Below are 16020 nucleotides of genomic sequence, written 5' to 3'. Positions count from 1 at the left end.
GGCCGCGTATCATAGCGAATTTCGGTAAAACTGCACCAGCTTCGTGGCAAGGTCCGGCTGAGCGGCCTGCGCCGCGCACCACTGGCGGGCATGCTGGCGCAGTTCTTGCCAGTGCGGCTGCAAGGCTTGCCAGGCCTGCCCCATGGGCCGATCCATGTTCCAGGCCCGCCACAAGCCGGCCAGGGCCTGGCTGGCGGCCTCGGACAATCCGGCGCGATACAGGGTCATGAACGCCTCGAGTTTTTCCCAGTGGGCATTCTCTTCCTGGATATAGATGTGCCACAGCATCGGCACGCCGGCCCATTGCGCGCGCACGAACGAATCCTCGCCGCGCACGGCGTTGAAATCGCAGCTCCACAGCAGTCGGTCGTAGTCGTCCTGGCTGACGAACGGCAACACCTGCACGGTCAACGCGCCACGCCGATGTACCGCGCCCACGGGCAGCTCCGACTCGCCCAGCCATTGGCCGAGGTCACCCAGGATGCGCCCTTGAGGAACCAGCAGATGGGTGGGATGCACATCGGCCACCAGCACGTCGAGCCAATTGCCCAGTTGCGGATTCTCATAGGCGAACAGCGAAATCAACCGGGCATCTGCCTGGGCCTGGATGCCCAGCCCGGCCAGGAAATTCTCCCGCTCTCCAGGCTCCTGCCGGAATAGCTCGCAGCGCGGCAGCAATGAAGCCTCGCGCAACAAACCACCGGTACGCTCGGTGAAGCCCGGGAAGAAGAAGGTCTTGCGCAGCCCATTGGCCTGGGGTGACGGCAGCCCATGGCAGCCCTCCACCCAGTCTTCGGCGCTGAGGTAGTCCAGGTTCAGCCACAACGGCGGCTTGGGCTGCCTGGCCATTGCTTCGACGTACCCCTCGGGCAATTGGCAGGCAAACGCGCCCACCACCACCTGGGCCGGTGTGGCGGCCTGCCATTCGGTTGGCCAATGGCAGACTTCGACACCTTGCTGCCATTGCCTGCCCACCTCCGTGTCGGCCTCGGGGCACAGCCGCGCGAAGGCCGCCAGGTCGTCCACCCACAGGCGCACGGCAAGGTCATGCTCGGCCACCAACTGCCTGGCCAGGCGCCAGGTCACGCCGATATCGCCGAAATTGTCGACGACGGTGCAGAAGATGTCCCAGGTGGTTTTCATCGCCACGTTCCGTTACCTGCGAAAAAGACCGCGGATTCTGCGGATAATTACGCGCGGACAAAAGCAAAATATCCTCGCACCCATGCGACAATGCCGCCACCGAACCGCCTGCCAGGAGGCTGTCATGCCCCGCCCCCGCGAACTGAAGATCACCCTGAAACCCGCGCAACTGATCCTGTGCGTCGCCTTCGGCCTGTGGCTGGGGGCCGTGGCCATCGCCCTGAGCCTGTGGTTGGCCTTGCGCTTGTGGCCTGAACAGGCGCAACCCGTAGCCCAGGCTGTCGCCCCTGCCTTCATTCAGCCCGCGCCGGCCTCGACGCCAGCCCAGCCGGTGGATGCCCAGACGGAAATGTTCGAGCACTACAAGGACATCCTGCACAAGCAGGAACTGCAACAGGCCGCCGATGCAGCCCAGGGCAGCCCGCGCAACCTGAACAACCCCAAATGCCAGTTCTGGCTGCAACAGAACCGCACCGCGCCGACCGACAAGAGCCAGGCCAACGTGCTGGAGTTCTGCTACTGACCATGGACAAGGCCTGCCTGCTCCCGCGCATCATCGCCACCCTCGAACACGACATGGAGGTGCTGCGCCACGCCGCCCAGACCGCCTACGAGGCAGCCACCGCCAAAGAGAATATCGCCGAGAACAAGTACGACACCCTGGGGCTGGAGGCGTCGTACCTGGCCACCGGGCAAGCCCGGCGTACCGCCGAGATCCGCCAGGCGCTGTTGACCTACCAGCAAATGGTTCTACGTGATTACGAGCCGGCGCGGGGGATCCAGATTGGTTGCCTGGTGACGCTGGAAGACGAAAACGGCCAGCAGCGTCAGTTGTTCCTCGGGCCGGAAGGCGCCGGGCTGAAGATTGGCGAGGGTGACTCGCTGGTGACGGTGATCACCCCGCGGGCGCCGCTGGGGCAGCAGTTGGTCGGCAAACGAATAGATGACGAGGTAAGCCTGATGGTGAACGGCATCACCCAGACCCAGCTCATCATCGAAGTCACCTAAACACCGCGCCCCTCTGTAGGAGCCAGCCTTGCTGGCGAACCGGCCGATGGCCATTCCATTGGCAATGGCTGCGCCTTGCATCGCCAGCAAGGCTGGCTCCTACAGGGTCACAGGGGCTGTAACGCGTTGAACCGCTCCGCCAGCCCCTGCTCGGCGAACTGCTCCGCCACGAAATCGATGAACGCCCGGGTCTTGCCCGGCAGCAGCTTGTGCTCGGCGTAATACAGGCTGATGTTGCCATCATCCACGTACCAGTCAGGCAACACCCGGCTCAGCCGCCCGGCGGTGAGGTAAGGGACGGCAAACGGCAAGCTCACCAAGGCAATGCCCAACCCCTGCTCGGCCACGGCGCAAGCGGCGTCGGAGTCGCTCATGGTCATGCTCTGCGGCAATTGCAGCGGGCACTGCTCCTGCCAACGGCTGGTCAACGGCCAGGCGCGCACCCGCCCGGTCTGCGGCGAGCGGATGAGGATACCGGCGTGGGCCTGCAATGCCTGGGGATGGTCGATCTGGGCGTGCCGCTGCAAATAGCCCGGCGCCGCCACCAGCACCCGGTGCGCCGGGGTCAGCTTGCGCGCCACCACCCCCAGCGGCAGCTCGAAACCACCGCCGATGGCGGCGTCGAAGCCTTGCCCGATCAGGTCTACCTGACGGTTGTCGAAGTGCCAGTCCGGGGTGATCGCCGGGTAACGACGCAAGAACTCGCCCAGCAGCGGCAACACGTACAGCCGCCCGAACACCGTGCCCATGCTCACCCGCAGCAACCCGGCCGGCTGGCCTTCGGCGCTGGCCAGGTTGGCGACGGCGTACTGGATGGTGCGGAAACTGTCGCTCACCTCCCCCAGGAAGCGCTGCCCGGCTTCGGTCAGGGTGAGCTTGCGGGTGCTGCGCTGGAACAGCCGCACCCCCAGGCGCGCCTCTAGTTGCGCGACGTTCTTGCCCACGGCGGCCGGGGTCAGCGACAAGCGTCGGGCGGCCTCGGCGAAGCTGCCGACTTCGGCGCTGCGGATGAAGCATTCAAGACTGCTGAAGGATTCCATGGCACTCATTCACAACCAAAGGTTTACTCTGATGATCGTGATTGCGATCTTATCAGCAGGTAATCCTGGGCGGATACTGCCCCCATCCAAGGCATCCGGCCTTGCTTGAACGCAGGAGATCAGCATGTCCCAGCAACTTCCCCTCAGCGGCAAAGTGGCCCTCGTCCAGGGCGGTTCCCGTGGTATCGGCGCGGCCATCGTCCGCCGCCTGGCCCAGGACGGCGCCAAGGTCGCCTTCACCTACGTAAGCTCCGCCCAGACCGCCGAAGCCCTGGCCGGCGAGATCATCAACGCAGGCGGCCAGGCCTTGGCCCTGCGCGCCGACAGCGCCGATACCGGTGCGGTGCAGCAAGCGGTGGCCGATACCGTCAAGGCCTTCGGCGGCCTCGACATCCTGGTCAACAACGCCGGTGTGCTGGCCGTGGCGCCGGTGGCCGAATTCGACCTGGACGACTTCGATCGCCTGCTGGCGGTCAACGTGCGCAGTGTGTTCGTCGCCACCCAGGCGGCGGTAAAACACATGGGCAAGGGTGGCCGGATCATCAACATCGGCAGCACCAACGCCGAGCGCATGCCCTTTGCCGGTGGCGCGCCGTATGCCATGAGCAAGTCGGCGCTGGTCGGCCTGACCCGGGGCCTGGCACGCGACCTGGGGCCGCAGGGCATCACCGTGAACAACGTCCAGCCCGGGCCGGTCGATACCGACATGAACCCGGCCAAGGGCGAATTCGCCGACAGCCTGATCCCGCTGATGGCCATCGGGCGCTATGGCAAGGTCGAGGAAATTGCCAGTTTCGTGGCGTACCTGGCGGGGCCTGAGGCGGGGTATATCACTGGCGCCAGTTTGACGGCCGATGGTGGATTCGCCGCCTGACAGTGCCAGTTCGCCGGCAAGCCGGCTCCTACAGCCTATCCCGTAGGAGCCGGCTTGCCGGCGAACCCACTCAATGACTTGCCACGAGGCGCTGCTCCATCACCTCGAGAAACGCCCGCGCCGCCGGTGTCGGGCTGGGCGACCACACCGCATACAGGTGCCGCACCGGCGCATCCAGCAAGCGCACCATGGCCACCCCTTCGAACCCCCGGGCGATCCGCTCCGGCACCAGCCCCACGGCCATGCCGCGCTGGACGAACTTTTCCACCAGGCGAATATGGCCGATCTCGAACTGCACCCGACGCGTCACCCCCACCGCCTGGAACGCTTCGTCGGTCTGCCGCCGCGCGCCGGTGCCTTCGGGAAAGTCCACCAGCACCTCGTCGACCAAATCGGCCAGGGTCAATTGCGCAGCGCCGGCCAGCCGGTGCGCCGTCGGCAACACCGCCACCAGCTCTTCCCGCGCCAGCAGGCGATGCTGCACGCCGTGCAACACCTCGCCTTGCCACAGGCCGACGAAGCCCACATCCAGCCGCCGTTCGCAGACGTCCGCCATCAGCAGTTCACTCTTGGCCGTGAGCCAGCGCACGTCCACATCCGGATATTGACGGTGGAATACCGCCAGCAGGTCGACCAGATCCAGGGCGGTCAGCGAACTGATCTCACCGATCGACAGACGCCCACGCACCTGCCCGCATGCTGCGGCCACATCATCGGCGATGCGCCGGGCGGCCTCGACCGCTGGCCGGGCGCTGAGCACGAAGGCCTCGCCAGCGGGTGTCAGCCGTACCCGACGCGAACTGCGCTCGAACAGGCTGACATTCAACTGCGCCTCCAGCCGGGCCACCTGATGGCTGAGCGCCGACTGCACCACATGGCAGCGCTCGGCGGCGCGGGTGAAGCTGCCGGTGTCGGCCACGGCCAGGGCGTACTCAAGCTGCTTCAAATTCATCGTTCTATCTGCTTTCGAGATGAATAACGTGAAAACTATACATTGGTGTCATGCCTGATACTTCCTGATACTTGGCCACATTCCACCTTGCCTGCAACGAGACTGCCCATGAACTCCCCGACATTGAGTCGTGCCCTGATCCTGCTGATGGCCACCGCCACCGGCCTGGCCGTGGCCAGCAACTACTACGCCCAACCCTTGCTGCACAGCATTGCCGAGCAGTTCGGGTTGAGCACCGCCAGCGCTGGCACCATCGTGATCGCCGCGCAACTGAGCTACGGCGCCGGCCTGCTGTTGCTGGCACCGCTGGGCGACCTGTTCGAACAGCGCCGGCTGATCGTGACCATGGTGCTGATCGCCACCGTGGGCCTGGTGATCAGCGCCTGCGCGCCGAGCCTGCCATGGCTGATCCTTGGCACGGCGCTGACCGGCCTGTTCTCCGTGGTGGCGCAGGTGCTGGTGCCGCTGGCCGCCGCCCTCAGCGCCCCGGAACAACACGGCCGTGCAGTGGGCACGCTGATGAGCGGCCTGCTGCTGGGCATCCTGCTGGCCCGCACCGCCGCCGGTTTCATGGCCGAGCTGGGCGGCTGGCGCAGCATCTACGTACTGGCTGCGGTGCTGATGGCGATCACCGCGCTGGCGCTGTACCGCAGCCTGCCGCAACACCACAGCCATGCCGGCCTGAAGTACCCAGCGCTGATCGGTTCGGTGTTCCGGCTGTTCGTCGAAGAGCCGGTGCTGCGCCTGCGCTCGCTGCTTGGGCTGTTGGCGTTCAGCCTGTTCGCCCTGTTCTGGACACCGCTGGCGTTCCTGCTGAGCAGCGAGCCCTACCACTACTCCGACGCGGTGATCGGCCTGTTCGGCCTGGCCGGCGCGGTGGGCGCGCTGGCGGCCAACTGGGCCGGGCGCCTGGCCGACCGTGGCAAGGGCGCGCTGGGAACCACGGTGGGGCTCGTGGCGCTGTTGCTGGCGTGGGTGCCGCTGGGCTTTGCACAAAGCTCGCTGGTGGCGCTGCTGGTGGGCGTGCTGGTGCTGGACCTGGCGGTGCAGTTGATCCATGTGAGCAACCAGAATGCGGTGATCGCGCTGCGCCCCGAAGCGCGGACGCGGCTCAATGCCGGGTACATCACCTGCTACTTCATCGGCGGCGCACTGGGTTCGTTGCTGGGAACGCAGCTGTTCGAAGTGCATGGCTGGATGGGGATCGTCGCCGCCGGGCTGCTGATCGGTGCCTTGGCGTTGGTGGTGTGGGGGCTGGCGGAGCGCAGGCGGGTGAAGGTGGCGCCCAGCGCAGCCCATTGAGCTGACATAGCCTCCGTAGGAGCGGCTTTAGCCGCGATCACCCGCAAAGCGGGTGGCAGATACCGCGTTGCATGCATCGCGGCTGAAGCCGCTCCTACAGGTTCCTCTTCAGGACCTGCCACCCAGAAACGCCTCATCTACCCGCGCCAGCTGCGTCTCGCTCAATACCCCCGCCTCGTAGTGCAGCTTGATCCACGCCAGCAGGTAGTCATACCGCGCCTGGGCCAGGTCGCGCCGGGTGGTGGCCAGCTGCTGTTCGGCGTTGAGCACGTCCAGGTTGACTCGCTCGCCGCCTTGCACGCTCTTGCGGGTCGACACCACCAGCGCCTCCGCCGCCACCAGCGCCCGTTCATAGGCGCGCAGGCGGCTGGCGCCCGACTCGCAGGCGTTGTACTGCTTGCGCAGCTCGATCAGGGTGCTGCGGGTCTGCCCGTCCAGTTCGTATTCGGCCTGCTCCAGGTGCCGGCTGGCCTGGCGCGTCGAGGCCGACACCCCGCCACCGGCGAAGATCGGCACGCTGACCTCGATCCCCACGGTGTTGGTGTCGTAGCGCTGGTTGTAGGTGTTGCCGCTGTCCGACTCCTGGCGCCGCGAAGTGGCGAAGGCCGTGACCCTGGGCAAGTGCCCGGCACGGTTGCGCTCCACTTCGTAGCGCGCCACATCCAGGGCCTGGCGTGACGAGGCCAGTTGCGGGTTGTTGGCCAGGGCACGCTCCTGCCAGGCACCGTACCCCGTCGGGTCGACCATCGGCAGGGCAAAGCCGACACGCAGCGGTGCCAGGTCCTCGACGCGCACGGCCGGTTCGCCGATCAGCGCACCCAGCTCGCGCAGGGCGGCATCCTGGTTGTTGCGCGCCTGGATCTCCTCGGCATCGGCCAGCTCGTAGCGGGCCTGGGCTTCGAGGATGTCGGTGCGGGTCCCCTCGCCGGCGTCGAACAGCCGCTGGTTCTGCTGGAACTGCTGGCGGTAGGCCTGCTTGCTGGCCACGCTGATGCCAATCTGGTCCTCGGCGAACAAGGCCTGGGTGTAGCTGGTCATCACCCGCACCAGCAACTGCTGGCTCTGGTCGCGGAAGGTTTCATCGGCGAACAGCGCCTGGGCCACGCCCTTGCGGTAGGCCGAATAGGCTTCGTAGTCGAACAGCGGCTGCTGGAGGATGAAGCTGGAGCCCATGCTGTTGTAGTTGCGGTCTTCTTCCTGGCGGCGCGAATCCCCCAGGTACTTCACCTTGGAGTCGTTGCGGCCCTTGTTGTAGTTGTAGTTCAGGGTCGGCAGCAGGCCGGCGCGGCCGATGGCGCGGTATTCCTGGCCGGCCTGCTGGGCCTTGAACGCAGCCAGGTAGGTCGGGTCGCGGCGCAGCGCCTGCTCGTAGATCTGGAACGGCCCCATGGCCGCCTGGGTGGCCACCGGCAGCCAGGCACAGGCTGCCAGCAGCCCGATCAGTGGGAACTTCTTCACTGGGCGGTCCTTATTCTTCGGTCAAAGCAGTGCCTGCGCGGTCGAGCAGGGGTTTGAACAGGTAGTTGAGCAGCGAACGTTCGCCGGTGCGCACGAACAGCTCCGCCGGCATGCCAGGGCGGATCGCCAGCCCTTGCAGGCGCGCCAGCGCTTCTTCGCTGACGGTACTGCGCAACACGTAGTACGGCTGGCCGCTGCGCTCGTCGATCAACTGGTCGGCCGACACCAGCGCCACCTCCCCCGTGACCCGCGGTGTGCGGTTCTGGTTGAAGGCGGTGAACAGGATGTCCACCGGCAACTGCGGCGCAACCTTGTCCACCAGGTTGACCGGCAGGCGCCCTTCCACTTCCAGCGCGGTGCCTTGTGGCACGATCTCGAGCAACGTGTCGCCGGGGCGCACGACAGCGCCTTCGGTGTGTACGCCAAGGTTCACCGCGATGCCGTCGGCCGGCGCCTGGATTTCGCTGTGTTGCAACTCGAAGCGTGCCGAGTTGAGCTGTTGCTCCAGGGTGGCGGCCTTGACCTGGGCCTCGGCCAGTTGCGTACGCACCTCTTTCTGGTATTCCTCGCGACGTTGTGCAAGGTTCAGCCGCGACTCGACGATCACCTGCTCCAGCCGCGCGCTCTCGCCGGCGTTCTGCGCCAGGTCGCGCTGCACCTGGGACAGCTGGCGCTGGTACTCCAGCACGCGGTTGCGCGGGATGTAGCCGTCGCCCGCCAGCGGGCGCAGGTTGTCCAGTTGCTCGCGCAACGAGTCGGCCTGGGCCTGCAGGTCGCTGCGGGCACGGCGCATACCGGCCAGCTGGGCCTGGGAGCCATCGATGCTGGCGGCCAAGGCGCCCTGCTCACGCGCCTGGACCTGGCGGCGGCTGTCGAACAGCTGGCGCTGGCCTTCCAGGATCAAGCCGAGTTTGGCGTCGGCATCCTCGACCAGGTCGGCGGGAAACTGTACCTGCCCGAGGTTGTCGCGTTCGCTCTGCCAGCGCGCCAGGCTGGCGCGGGTCATGCGGTACTGGGCCTGCAGCGCGTCGACATCGGCCTGTACCTGGGTGCGGTCGAGGCGGAACAGCGGTTCGCCCTGGCGTACCTGCTGGCCCTCGCTGACCAGGATCCGGCTGACCACGCCACCGGCCATGGACTGCACCGCCTTGCGCTTGCCCGAGACCACCACGGTGCCTTGCACCGGCACCCCTTGGTCGAGCGGGGCCAGGCTGGCCCAGGCCATGAAGCCACCGAAGCCGACCAGCGTCAGCACCCAGCCCAGGCGCACATGGAAGCGCGCGTCACGTTCATGCCGGCTCATGCGCCACCTCCGGCCTGCAGCGGTCGTTGCGCCGGCGCCTGGCCGAGCGCGTGGAGAATGTCGCGCGCCGGGCCGAAGCCCTGCATACGGCCTTCGTTCATCACCAGCAGCTTGTCGGCCTGGCCCAGCGCCGAGCTGCGGTGGGTCACCAGCACCACGGTGCGGCCCAGGGCCTTGAGTTGGAGGATGGCGTTGGCCAGGGCCGCCTCGCCGGGGCTGTCGAGGTTGGAGTTGGGTTCGTCGAGCACGATCAGGCACGGGTTGCCGTATAACGCCCGGGCCAGGGCAATGCGCTGTTTCTGGCCACCGGAGAGGTCGCCGCCATCTTCGCCCAGGCGCGTGTCGTAGCCCTTGGGCAGGCGCAGGATCAACTCATGCACCCCCGCCAGGCGCGCCGCCTCGACCACCTTGTGGCCGTCCAGCTCGCCAAAGCGGGCAATGTTCTCGGCGATGCTGCCGCGCAGCAGTTCGATGTTCTGCGGTAGGTAGCCGATATGCGGCCCCAGGGCCTCGCGATCCCATTGATCGAGCTCGGCGCCGTCCAGGCGCACATGCCCGCCCAAGGTAGGCCAGACGCCCACCAGGACCTTGGCCAGGGTTGACTTGCCGGAGCCCGAGGCACCGAGCACGCCCAGCAACTCACCGGGCTCGAGCTGGAAATGCACTTGCTGCAACGTGGCCTGGGTGCGCCCGGGGGGCGCGGCGCTCATCTGCTCCACGGTCAACTGCCCGGTCGGTATCGGCAGCGGCATCGGCACAGGCGCTTCAGGGTGGTCGCGCAGCAAGCTGTCCAGGCGCTGGTAGGCCAGCTGGGCGCCGCTCCACTGCTTCCACACGGCGATCAACTGGTCGATCGGCGCGAGCACCCGGCCCATCAGGATGGAACCGGCGATCATCATGCCGGGGGTCATCTGCCCCTCGATCACCAGCAGGGCGCCCAGGCCCAGCACCAGCGACTGCAGGCACAGGCGCAGGCCTTTGCTGGTGGCGGTGATCACCGCCGAGGTGTCGCTGGCCTTGTTCTGCAGGTCAAGGAAACGCCCGTGCAGGTCGAACCAACGCCGACGCAGGGCCGCGAGCATGCCCATGGCCTGGATGCTCTCGGCGCTCTGCAACTGGCTGCCGGCCAACAGCGTCGATTGCTGCTGGATGCCACTGGCTTCGACCAGGGTCTTGTGGGTGAGGCGCTCGTTGAGTACGGCCAGGGCGATCAGCAGCAGCGCGCCGACCGTGGCCATGACCCCCAGCCAGACGTTGAAGGCAAAGATCACCGCCAGGTAGATGGGGAACCACGGGGCGTCGAAGAAGGCGAACAACGCAGGGCCGGTGACGAACTGGCGCAGTTGCGTGAGGTCACCCAGGGCCTGCCCGGCCGCGCCATCGCGATGGCGCAAGTTGCGTTCGAAGGCGGCGCGGTAGACATTCAGGTTGAAACTTTTTTCCAGCTGGTTACCCACCCGGATAACAATGAAACTGCGCACGGCTTCGAGTGCGCCGATATATACAAAGAAGCCGACGACCATCAAGGTGAGTACCCACAAAGTTGTGGTGCTCTGCGAACTCAGTACACGGTCGTACACTTGAAGCATATAAATAGACGGCACCAGCATCAGGATATTGATCAAGGCCGTAAAACAGCCAACGCTGATCAACGTCGACTTATGTTCGCCGAGCGCTGCCCACAAGGGCGCCCCGGGCTTCCTGCTCGGTAGTTTCATGTTTCGCCCTTTTAAACCCGGCCGCTCGAAAGTGCCGGGCCGGGTTTAGTTGTCCAGGCGCTCAAGCACCAGTTGAGTGCCGCTTGGCGTGGTCCAGCCGTAACGCTGGGCGCCTTCGCGACTGAAGTGCACCACGGTGCTGCCGTCGCCGCCCACCAGGGCCAGGGTGTCGGGGGTCACCAGCCAGCTGCCGGGGCGCAGGCCCAGCAGGCGCTCGGCGCACGCCAGGTCGCCGTCCAGCTTGCCTTCGCTGGCTGCCAGGCGCAGGTCGCAGGCCTGTGCCTTTTGTTGTTCGGGGTAAAGCTGCCAACGCCCGGCCAGTTGCGCGGCGTTGGGGAGTAGCAGGCTGCTCGCCATACCTACCTCGGTCATCAACATCAATGGGATCGCGGCCAGCGCGAAGATTCGTTGCAACGTTCGCATCCGTCCACCTCGTCGGCAGAAGGGGCGACGCTTGCGCGCCGCCCCCACGTACATCAGACCACGATGTCGGTGACAGCGGCCTGGCCAACGGTGGTCACCAGGAAGTCAGCCGAGCTGTTCCCAGTGAAGTCGATGGACAGGCTGCCCAGGTTGGTGCCCTGGTCGTAGCTCAGCACGGCTTCGCCGGCATGGCCGGTGAAGGCGTTGACGAACTGCAGCGGCAGCTTGTTCACGGCGAACGCGGAAATCGCCGACAGGTCGATCTTGTCCTGACCCGAGGTGAAGTCCATGATCCGGTCCGGCGCAGCCTTGGTGGAATCGCTGATAGCGCCAAACACGAAGGTGTCCGCGCCAGTGCCACCCCACAGCTGGTCGGCACCGCCACCGCCGTAGATGATGTCGTTGCCGGCACCACCCTTGAGCACGTTGGCCAGCGCGTTGCCGATCAGCAGGTCGTTACCCGAACCGCCGAAGGCGTTTTCGATGGTCACGCCCTTGGCGATGGACACGTTGCCGATCATGCCGCCAACATCGGAGAACGACGCTTCGTTGAGGTTGATCTTCTGGTTCTGGGTGAACCCGGAGAAGTCGAAGGTGTCGTTGCCGCCACCGTCCCATACCGAGAAGACCAGCTTCGACGAGGCCGAGGTGGCCGAGTAGAAGTCGCGATCAGCGGTGGAGTTGAAGCCGTAGGTGGTGTCGCTGGCACGGGTGGCATAGTTGGCGCCGTACAGCTTCTGGATCGCCAGGATGTCGTCCATCAGCGGGGCCGAGGCGTAGTACTGCCCGCCGCCCTTGACGAAGTTCTGCCCGTTGTTGCTTTCGCTCCAATAGCTCATGACGCTGTAGCCACGGGTGTCCTGGGCGTAATCGGCGTCGGCGTAGGTCGGGTTGCCCTGGCCGGCGTTGTAGTCGCCGGGGTGGGACAGGCCGAGCACGTGGCCGATTTCGTGGGTCAGGGTTTGACGCCCGTAGTTGCCGGTACCCGGGGTGGTGTTGACCTGGTAGCTGTTGTTGATCAGGTACCAGGATTCACCCTTGTGCGAGCCCGGGGTGTCGAACGGCAGGTAGGCGAACGCCGCGCCACCGTTGCTCGCGCTGAAGTTGCCGAAGGTCATGTGGCCGTCACCGCCCGATGCGGCCTCGGTGAAGGTGACCTTGGCCACGTCCGCCCAGGACTGCATGGAGAGCTTGGCCTGCTCTTTCTGCAGGTCGCTGAACTGGCTGAACGTGCCCAGCTTGCGCGTGTAGAAGTCGGCAGGAGCCTTGGTCAGGAAGGTGTACGAGAAGCTGATCGTGCCATCCTTGTTCAGGTCCTTCCAGTAGGCGCCATCACGCAGGATGTGATCGGCGGCCTGGTCGGCCGTGAAGGACTTCTTGCCATTGATTTTCGCGCCGCCGCGATCGTACTGGTGGGCAAAACTATCAATCTGGCCGAAGGAAGAGCTCGGACCCTTCGGTTGCAGTGCGGAAACGGCCGAAACAATAGCGCTTTCTTTGACTTTCGACATGCAGATTACTTCCTTGTTTACAAAAAAGCAGTTGATGTCAGACAGGAGTTTCCCAACTTGGCGAGAGCGTCCTGTCACTCGCCTTTATGCGGCGCAAAAAAACTGACACATGTTGAAACTACCTGTCCAGCCTTTTTTGGCTTCATTTTTTCGTTTTCGAACACGGTCACTGATCCGTACTTTTTTCTCGGAGCTGCGCTATACCGGCCCCGGCTGATACAACCATTAGTTCTATTAATGAATCGATGACTAATTGGTCACCGAATCGAAGTTTACTTTCGAAAATGCGACTTTCGCTTGAACATCTCAATCGCGGCTTCGTTCTAGGCGCTTAACTACGTGACAACCCGCCGCACGACCCTCCGTCGCCTGGCCGTTGACTTGTCAACGCCCCTGGCGCTCAGTAGGCGTTGGTCACAGCCCCTCCCTGACAGGACGACACAATGACAAGACTCACGGTGCAATCCGGCGATTTCTTGCAAGGTGAAGGCGAGTATCGCAATGGAGCGCTCACACTCAAGACCCCACGCAGCCCCTCGCCAGGCGAGCGTATTTCACTCACCCGCATCAAGGACCTCAGGTTGGCCAACCTCGAATCGACCCGCAGCCTGGGCAGCGCCCTGGGTTGGGGCGTGGCCGGGGCGCTGGTGGCCGGCCCGGTCGGTCTGCTCGCCGGGCTGCTGCTCGGCGGCAAGGAGGACGAAGTCACCTTCGTCGCCACGTTCAAGGATGGACGCAAGCTGATGGCCATCACCGATGGCAAGACCTGGTCGAAGATCGACGACAACTGGCGCAAGCATCAGCGTCCGGCTGCGGCCTGAGTCCGCAGCCACCTCGTTCTGTAGGAGCGGCTTTAGCCGCGATCACCCGCAAAGCGGGTGCCAGGCAACGTATTGCCTGCATCGCGGCTAAAGCCGCTCCTACAGAATTCGTCTTAGGCATATGGCCTTCCCTCCTGAAACATCCAAACCCGTGCTTGGCAGCCTGCTACCATGGCGCCCTTTTGCCTGCCCGACAGCCGCCGGCCAATAACGGCGCGTCCGCCTTCCAAGGAGCCTTGCATGACCTCGCTTCGCCCCCGCCTGCCCCTCGGCCTGCTCAGCCTCGGCCTCGCCCTGCACAGTGGCCAGGGCCTTGCCGCCGACAGCGTGACCCTGGCCCCCGTGCGCGTCTCGGAGGTTTACGGCAACGAGGGCTACCAGGCACGCGAAGCCCAGGTCGGCGGCCTGCACAACGCCCCGCTGCTGGACACGCCCGCCTCGGTCAGCGTGTTCAACCGCCAACTGCTCGACGACCGCCAGGTGCGCACGTTGAGCGAAGTGCTGCAAAGCGACGCCTCGGTGGGTGAAAGCTACGCCCCGGTCGGCTACTACGAGAACTTCAACGTGCGCGGCTTCGAGCTCAACGCCGCCAGCAGCTACCGGATCAACGGCCAGACCATTGCCGGCGAACAGAACGTGGCATTGGAGAACAAGCAGCAAGTCGAGCTGCTCAAGGGGCTCTCCGGGCTGCAGAGCGGCGTGTCGGAGCCCGGCGGCCTGGTCAACTACGTGACCAAGCGCCCGGAAGATGTGCGCAGCGTCAGCGTCTCGACCAACGAACAGGGCGAACGCTACCTGGCCACCGACCTGGGCGGCTGGTTCGGCACCGAGCGCCAGTTCGGCCTGCGCGCCAACCTGGCCCATGAAGATATCCGTTCGTACGTCGACCATGCCGACGGCAAGCGCGACTTCGCCTCGCTGGCCTTCGACTGGCAGATCAGCCCGGATGCCGTGCTGGAACTGGACGCCGAGTACCAGCACCGCGAGCAGTATTCGGTACCGGGCTACCAGTTGCTCGGCGGCACCCAGGTGCCCCATGGGGTCGCCCCCAAGGACCACCTGGCCAGGCAGTCATGGGCGAAGCCGGTGCAGAACGATTCGCTGAACCTGGGTGGTCGCTTCAAGTACCGGTTCAACGACACCTGGAACGGCACCCTCAGCGCTTCGCGCAGCAAAGTGGTGATCGACGACTACAGTGCGTTTGCCTGGGGCTCGAGCGAAGGCGCGTTCTTTGGCAGCACGGGCGACTATGACATCTACGACTTCCGAAGCCCCGACGACACCCGTCGCATCGACGAAGCGCAAGCCATGCTCGATGGACGTTTCGATGCGCTGGGCGTGGGCCACGAATTGACGGTGGGTGCCAGCGCCCAGCGTCGTACGCTCGATCAGCGGCCGTATTACAACGAATGGTTGGGTACCGGCAACATCTACACCGGCGCCCCCGCCCTGGAACCCTCCGACAAATCCATCGGTTCCAGCGAGCGCCGCCTGGACAGCCGTCAATATGGCCTGTTCCTCAGCGACCGGATCACCCTCAACGAAAACTGGCAAACCGTGATCGGCGCCCGGGAAGTGCGCCTGGACGAGAAGACCTGGGACGAGAACGGCGTTGCCGGTCGGCATACCCAGCAGTATCAGTTGCTGCCCAATGCGGCGCTGATCTACAAACCACAACCGGACACCACGCTGTACGCCAGCTATTCCAAGGGGCTGTCCGCCGGAGGAACAGCGCCCTGGTTCGCCAGCAATGCCGCCGAAATCCTCGCGCCCACCCTGTCGCGGCAGATGGAGGTTGGTATCAAGCGAGACTGGCAGGGCATGAGCTTCAGCGCCGCCCTGTTCCAGATCCGCCAGGCCTACCAGTACGCACGCCCCGAGGGCGCCAGTTTCACCTATGTGCAGCAGGGCCAGCAGAAGAACACCGGCCTGGAACTGGGCGCCAGTGGCCAGGTGACCTCGAACTTGCAGATCCAGGCCAGTGCCGCGGCGATCCGCGCGCGCGTGCAGAACAGCGGTACCAACGCCTACGAAGGCCACCAGGCGATCAACGTTCCTCGCCTGCGCGCCGCCGTTCACGCCGACTACGCCCTGCCGGTACCCGGCCTGGCCTTGCTGGGTGGTGCGCGCTACAGCGCCAGCAAGTACGCCAGCCAGGCAGGTAATGTCGAAGTCGGCGGCTACACCGTGTTCGATATCGGTAGCCGCTACCGCACCCGCATCGGCGGCTACGACACCGTGCTGCGGCTGACCGTGGACAACATCTTCGACAAGCGCTACTGGCGCGACGTAGGCGATTACCTGGGCGACAACTACCTGTTCCAGGGCGCGCCGCGTACCGCTCGACTGTCGGCTTCCGTCAGTTTCTGACAGTCATTGTGATGTGCTGACTGCACGGGCCCTTTCGCCGGCAAGCCGGCGAAAGGGCCCGTTCAGACAACATCAAATCTTGCTTGGGCCACAACTC

14 protein-coding genes are annotated in these 16020 nt (G+C 65.2%); 6 read left to right on the top strand and 8 right to left on the bottom strand.

The features are described from left to right. Positions 1 to 9: 9 nt before the first annotated feature. Entirely contained in the window at positions 10 to 1143 is a 1134-nt protein-coding gene (gene earP, locus NGM28_RS14145; protein WP_252090545.1) for an elongation factor P maturation arginine rhamnosyltransferase EarP, read from the bottom strand. A 124-nt stretch (positions 1144 to 1267) separates the two neighbouring features. Here earP and NGM28_RS14140 point away from each other — a divergent pair, with 124 nt between their 5' ends. Continuing rightward, the gene (locus tag NGM28_RS14140) at positions 1268 to 1666 is read left to right on the top strand and encodes a hypothetical protein (protein ID WP_252090544.1); all 399 of its coding nucleotides are present in this window, start codon (positions 1268 to 1270) and stop codon (positions 1664 to 1666) included. Positions 1667 to 1668: 2 nt separating this feature from the next. Further along, on the top strand, positions 1669 to 2151 hold the full coding sequence (locus tag NGM28_RS14135; protein ID WP_252090543.1) for a GreA/GreB family elongation factor: 483 nt from the start codon (positions 1669 to 1671) through the stop codon (positions 2149 to 2151). A gap of 107 nt (positions 2152 to 2258) precedes the next feature. On the opposite strand, the gene NGM28_RS14130 is transcribed toward NGM28_RS14135, so the two are convergent. Further along, entirely contained in the window at positions 2259 to 3191 is a 933-nt protein-coding gene (locus NGM28_RS14130; RefSeq protein WP_240065815.1) for a LysR family transcriptional regulator, read from the bottom strand. Positions 3192 to 3315: 124 nt separating this feature from the next. Between NGM28_RS14130 and NGM28_RS14125 the strand changes: the two genes are divergently transcribed. Beyond that, positions 3316 to 4065 carry a 3-oxoacyl-ACP reductase family protein gene (locus NGM28_RS14125; RefSeq protein ID WP_252090542.1) on the top strand — a complete coding sequence of 250 codons (750 nt, stop codon included), beginning with the start codon at positions 3316 to 3318 and terminating at the stop codon, positions 4063 to 4065. 70 nt (positions 4066 to 4135) lie between these two features. Here NGM28_RS14125 and NGM28_RS14120 read toward each other — a convergent pair whose 3' ends face one another. After that, positions 4136 to 5017 carry a LysR family transcriptional regulator gene (locus NGM28_RS14120; RefSeq protein ID WP_252090541.1) on the bottom strand — a complete coding sequence of 294 codons (882 nt, stop codon included), beginning with the start codon at positions 5015 to 5017 and terminating at the stop codon, positions 4136 to 4138. Between the two features lie 108 nt (positions 5018 to 5125). Between NGM28_RS14120 and NGM28_RS14115 the strand changes: the two genes are divergently transcribed. Next, positions 5126 to 6319, top strand: coding sequence for an MFS transporter (locus tag NGM28_RS14115; protein WP_252090540.1), 1194 nt, complete (start codon positions 5126 to 5128; stop codon positions 6317 to 6319). A 108-nt stretch (positions 6320 to 6427) separates the two neighbouring features. Here NGM28_RS14115 and NGM28_RS14110 read toward each other — a convergent pair whose 3' ends face one another. From NGM28_RS14110 to NGM28_RS14090, 5 genes are all read right to left on the bottom strand, one after another. Further along, positions 6428 to 7708, bottom strand: a complete 1281-nt coding sequence (locus NGM28_RS14110; RefSeq protein ID WP_240065860.1) for a TolC family outer membrane protein — start codon at positions 7706 to 7708, stop codon at positions 6428 to 6430. A gap of 79 nt (positions 7709 to 7787) precedes the next feature. Further along, a complete protein-coding gene (locus NGM28_RS14105; protein ID WP_252090539.1) occupies positions 7788 to 9080 on the bottom strand; it encodes an HlyD family type I secretion periplasmic adaptor subunit in 1293 nt (430 codons plus the stop codon). Next, positions 9077 to 10798 (bottom strand): type I secretion system permease/ATPase, encoded by a 1722-nt coding sequence (locus NGM28_RS14100; protein WP_240065810.1) that lies wholly within the window; start codon positions 10796 to 10798, stop codon positions 9077 to 9079. Before NGM28_RS14100 ends, NGM28_RS14105 begins: the two co-directional genes overlap by 4 nt. A 45-nt stretch (positions 10799 to 10843) precedes the next feature. Continuing rightward, positions 10844 to 11221: an AprI/Inh family metalloprotease inhibitor gene (locus tag NGM28_RS14095; protein WP_240065809.1), complete on the bottom strand. Its 378-nt coding sequence runs from the start codon at positions 11219 to 11221 to the stop codon at positions 10844 to 10846. A gap of 53 nt (positions 11222 to 11274) precedes the next feature. Then, positions 11275 to 12732, bottom strand: coding sequence for a serralysin family metalloprotease (locus tag NGM28_RS14090; protein WP_240065808.1), 1458 nt, complete (start codon positions 12730 to 12732; stop codon positions 11275 to 11277). A 443-nt stretch (positions 12733 to 13175) separates the two neighbouring features. Here NGM28_RS14090 and NGM28_RS14085 point away from each other — a divergent pair, with 443 nt between their 5' ends. Together NGM28_RS14085 and NGM28_RS14080 are read left to right on the top strand one after the other, a co-directional pair. After that, complete coding sequence (locus tag NGM28_RS14085; protein WP_011532826.1) at positions 13176 to 13553, top strand: hypothetical protein; 378 nt, start codon at positions 13176 to 13178, stop codon at positions 13551 to 13553. Positions 13554 to 13793: 240 nt separating this feature from the next. Continuing rightward, the gene (locus NGM28_RS14080) at positions 13794 to 15923 is read left to right on the top strand and encodes a TonB-dependent siderophore receptor (protein WP_252090538.1); all 2130 of its coding nucleotides are present in this window, start codon (positions 13794 to 13796) and stop codon (positions 15921 to 15923) included. Positions 15924 to 16020 lie beyond the last annotated feature (97 nt).

The organism is Pseudomonas sp. MWU13-3659, assembly GCF_023757525.1.
Taxonomy (GTDB): domain Bacteria; phylum Pseudomonadota; class Gammaproteobacteria; order Pseudomonadales; family Pseudomonadaceae; genus Aquipseudomonas; species Aquipseudomonas entomophila_E.
Note: the sequence above shows the minus strand (reverse complement) of the source record. Positions and strands in the feature narration are given on the sequence as shown.

What these genes read in the sequence shown, in the direction of transcription:
- earP (WP_252090545.1), bottom strand. Translation starts at nt 1,143, where the DNA reads ATGAAAACCACCTGGGACATCTTCTGCACCGTCGTCGACAATTTCGGC.
- NGM28_RS14140 (WP_252090544.1), top strand. Translation starts at nt 1,268, where the DNA reads ATGCCCCGCCCCCGCGAACTGAAGATCACCCTGAAACCCGCGCAACTG.
- NGM28_RS14135 (WP_252090543.1), top strand. Translation starts at nt 1,669, where the DNA reads ATGGACAAGGCCTGCCTGCTCCCGCGCATCATCGCCACCCTCGAACAC.
- NGM28_RS14130 (WP_240065815.1), bottom strand. Translation starts at nt 3,191, where the DNA reads ATGGAATCCTTCAGCAGTCTTGAATGCTTCATCCGCAGCGCCGAAGTC.
- NGM28_RS14125 (WP_252090542.1), top strand. Translation starts at nt 3,316, where the DNA reads ATGTCCCAGCAACTTCCCCTCAGCGGCAAAGTGGCCCTCGTCCAGGGC.
- NGM28_RS14120 (WP_252090541.1), bottom strand. Translation starts at nt 5,017, where the DNA reads ATGAATTTGAAGCAGCTTGAGTACGCCCTGGCCGTGGCCGACACCGGC.
- NGM28_RS14115 (WP_252090540.1), top strand. Translation starts at nt 5,126, where the DNA reads ATGAACTCCCCGACATTGAGTCGTGCCCTGATCCTGCTGATGGCCACC.
- NGM28_RS14110 (WP_240065860.1), bottom strand. Translation starts at nt 7,708, where the DNA reads ATGGGGCCGTTCCAGATCTACGAGCAGGCGCTGCGCCGCGACCCGACC.
- NGM28_RS14105 (WP_252090539.1), bottom strand. Translation starts at nt 9,080, where the DNA reads ATGAGCCGGCATGAACGTGACGCGCGCTTCCATGTGCGCCTGGGCTGG.
- NGM28_RS14100 (WP_240065810.1), bottom strand. Translation starts at nt 10,798, where the DNA reads ATGAAACTACCGAGCAGGAAGCCCGGGGCGCCCTTGTGGGCAGCGCTC.
- NGM28_RS14095 (WP_240065809.1), bottom strand. Translation starts at nt 11,221, where the DNA reads ATGCGAACGTTGCAACGAATCTTCGCGCTGGCCGCGATCCCATTGATG.
- NGM28_RS14090 (WP_240065808.1), bottom strand. Translation starts at nt 12,732, where the DNA reads ATGTCGAAAGTCAAAGAAAGCGCTATTGTTTCGGCCGTTTCCGCACTG.
- NGM28_RS14085 (WP_011532826.1), top strand. Translation starts at nt 13,176, where the DNA reads ATGACAAGACTCACGGTGCAATCCGGCGATTTCTTGCAAGGTGAAGGC.
- NGM28_RS14080 (WP_252090538.1), top strand. Translation starts at nt 13,794, where the DNA reads ATGACCTCGCTTCGCCCCCGCCTGCCCCTCGGCCTGCTCAGCCTCGGC.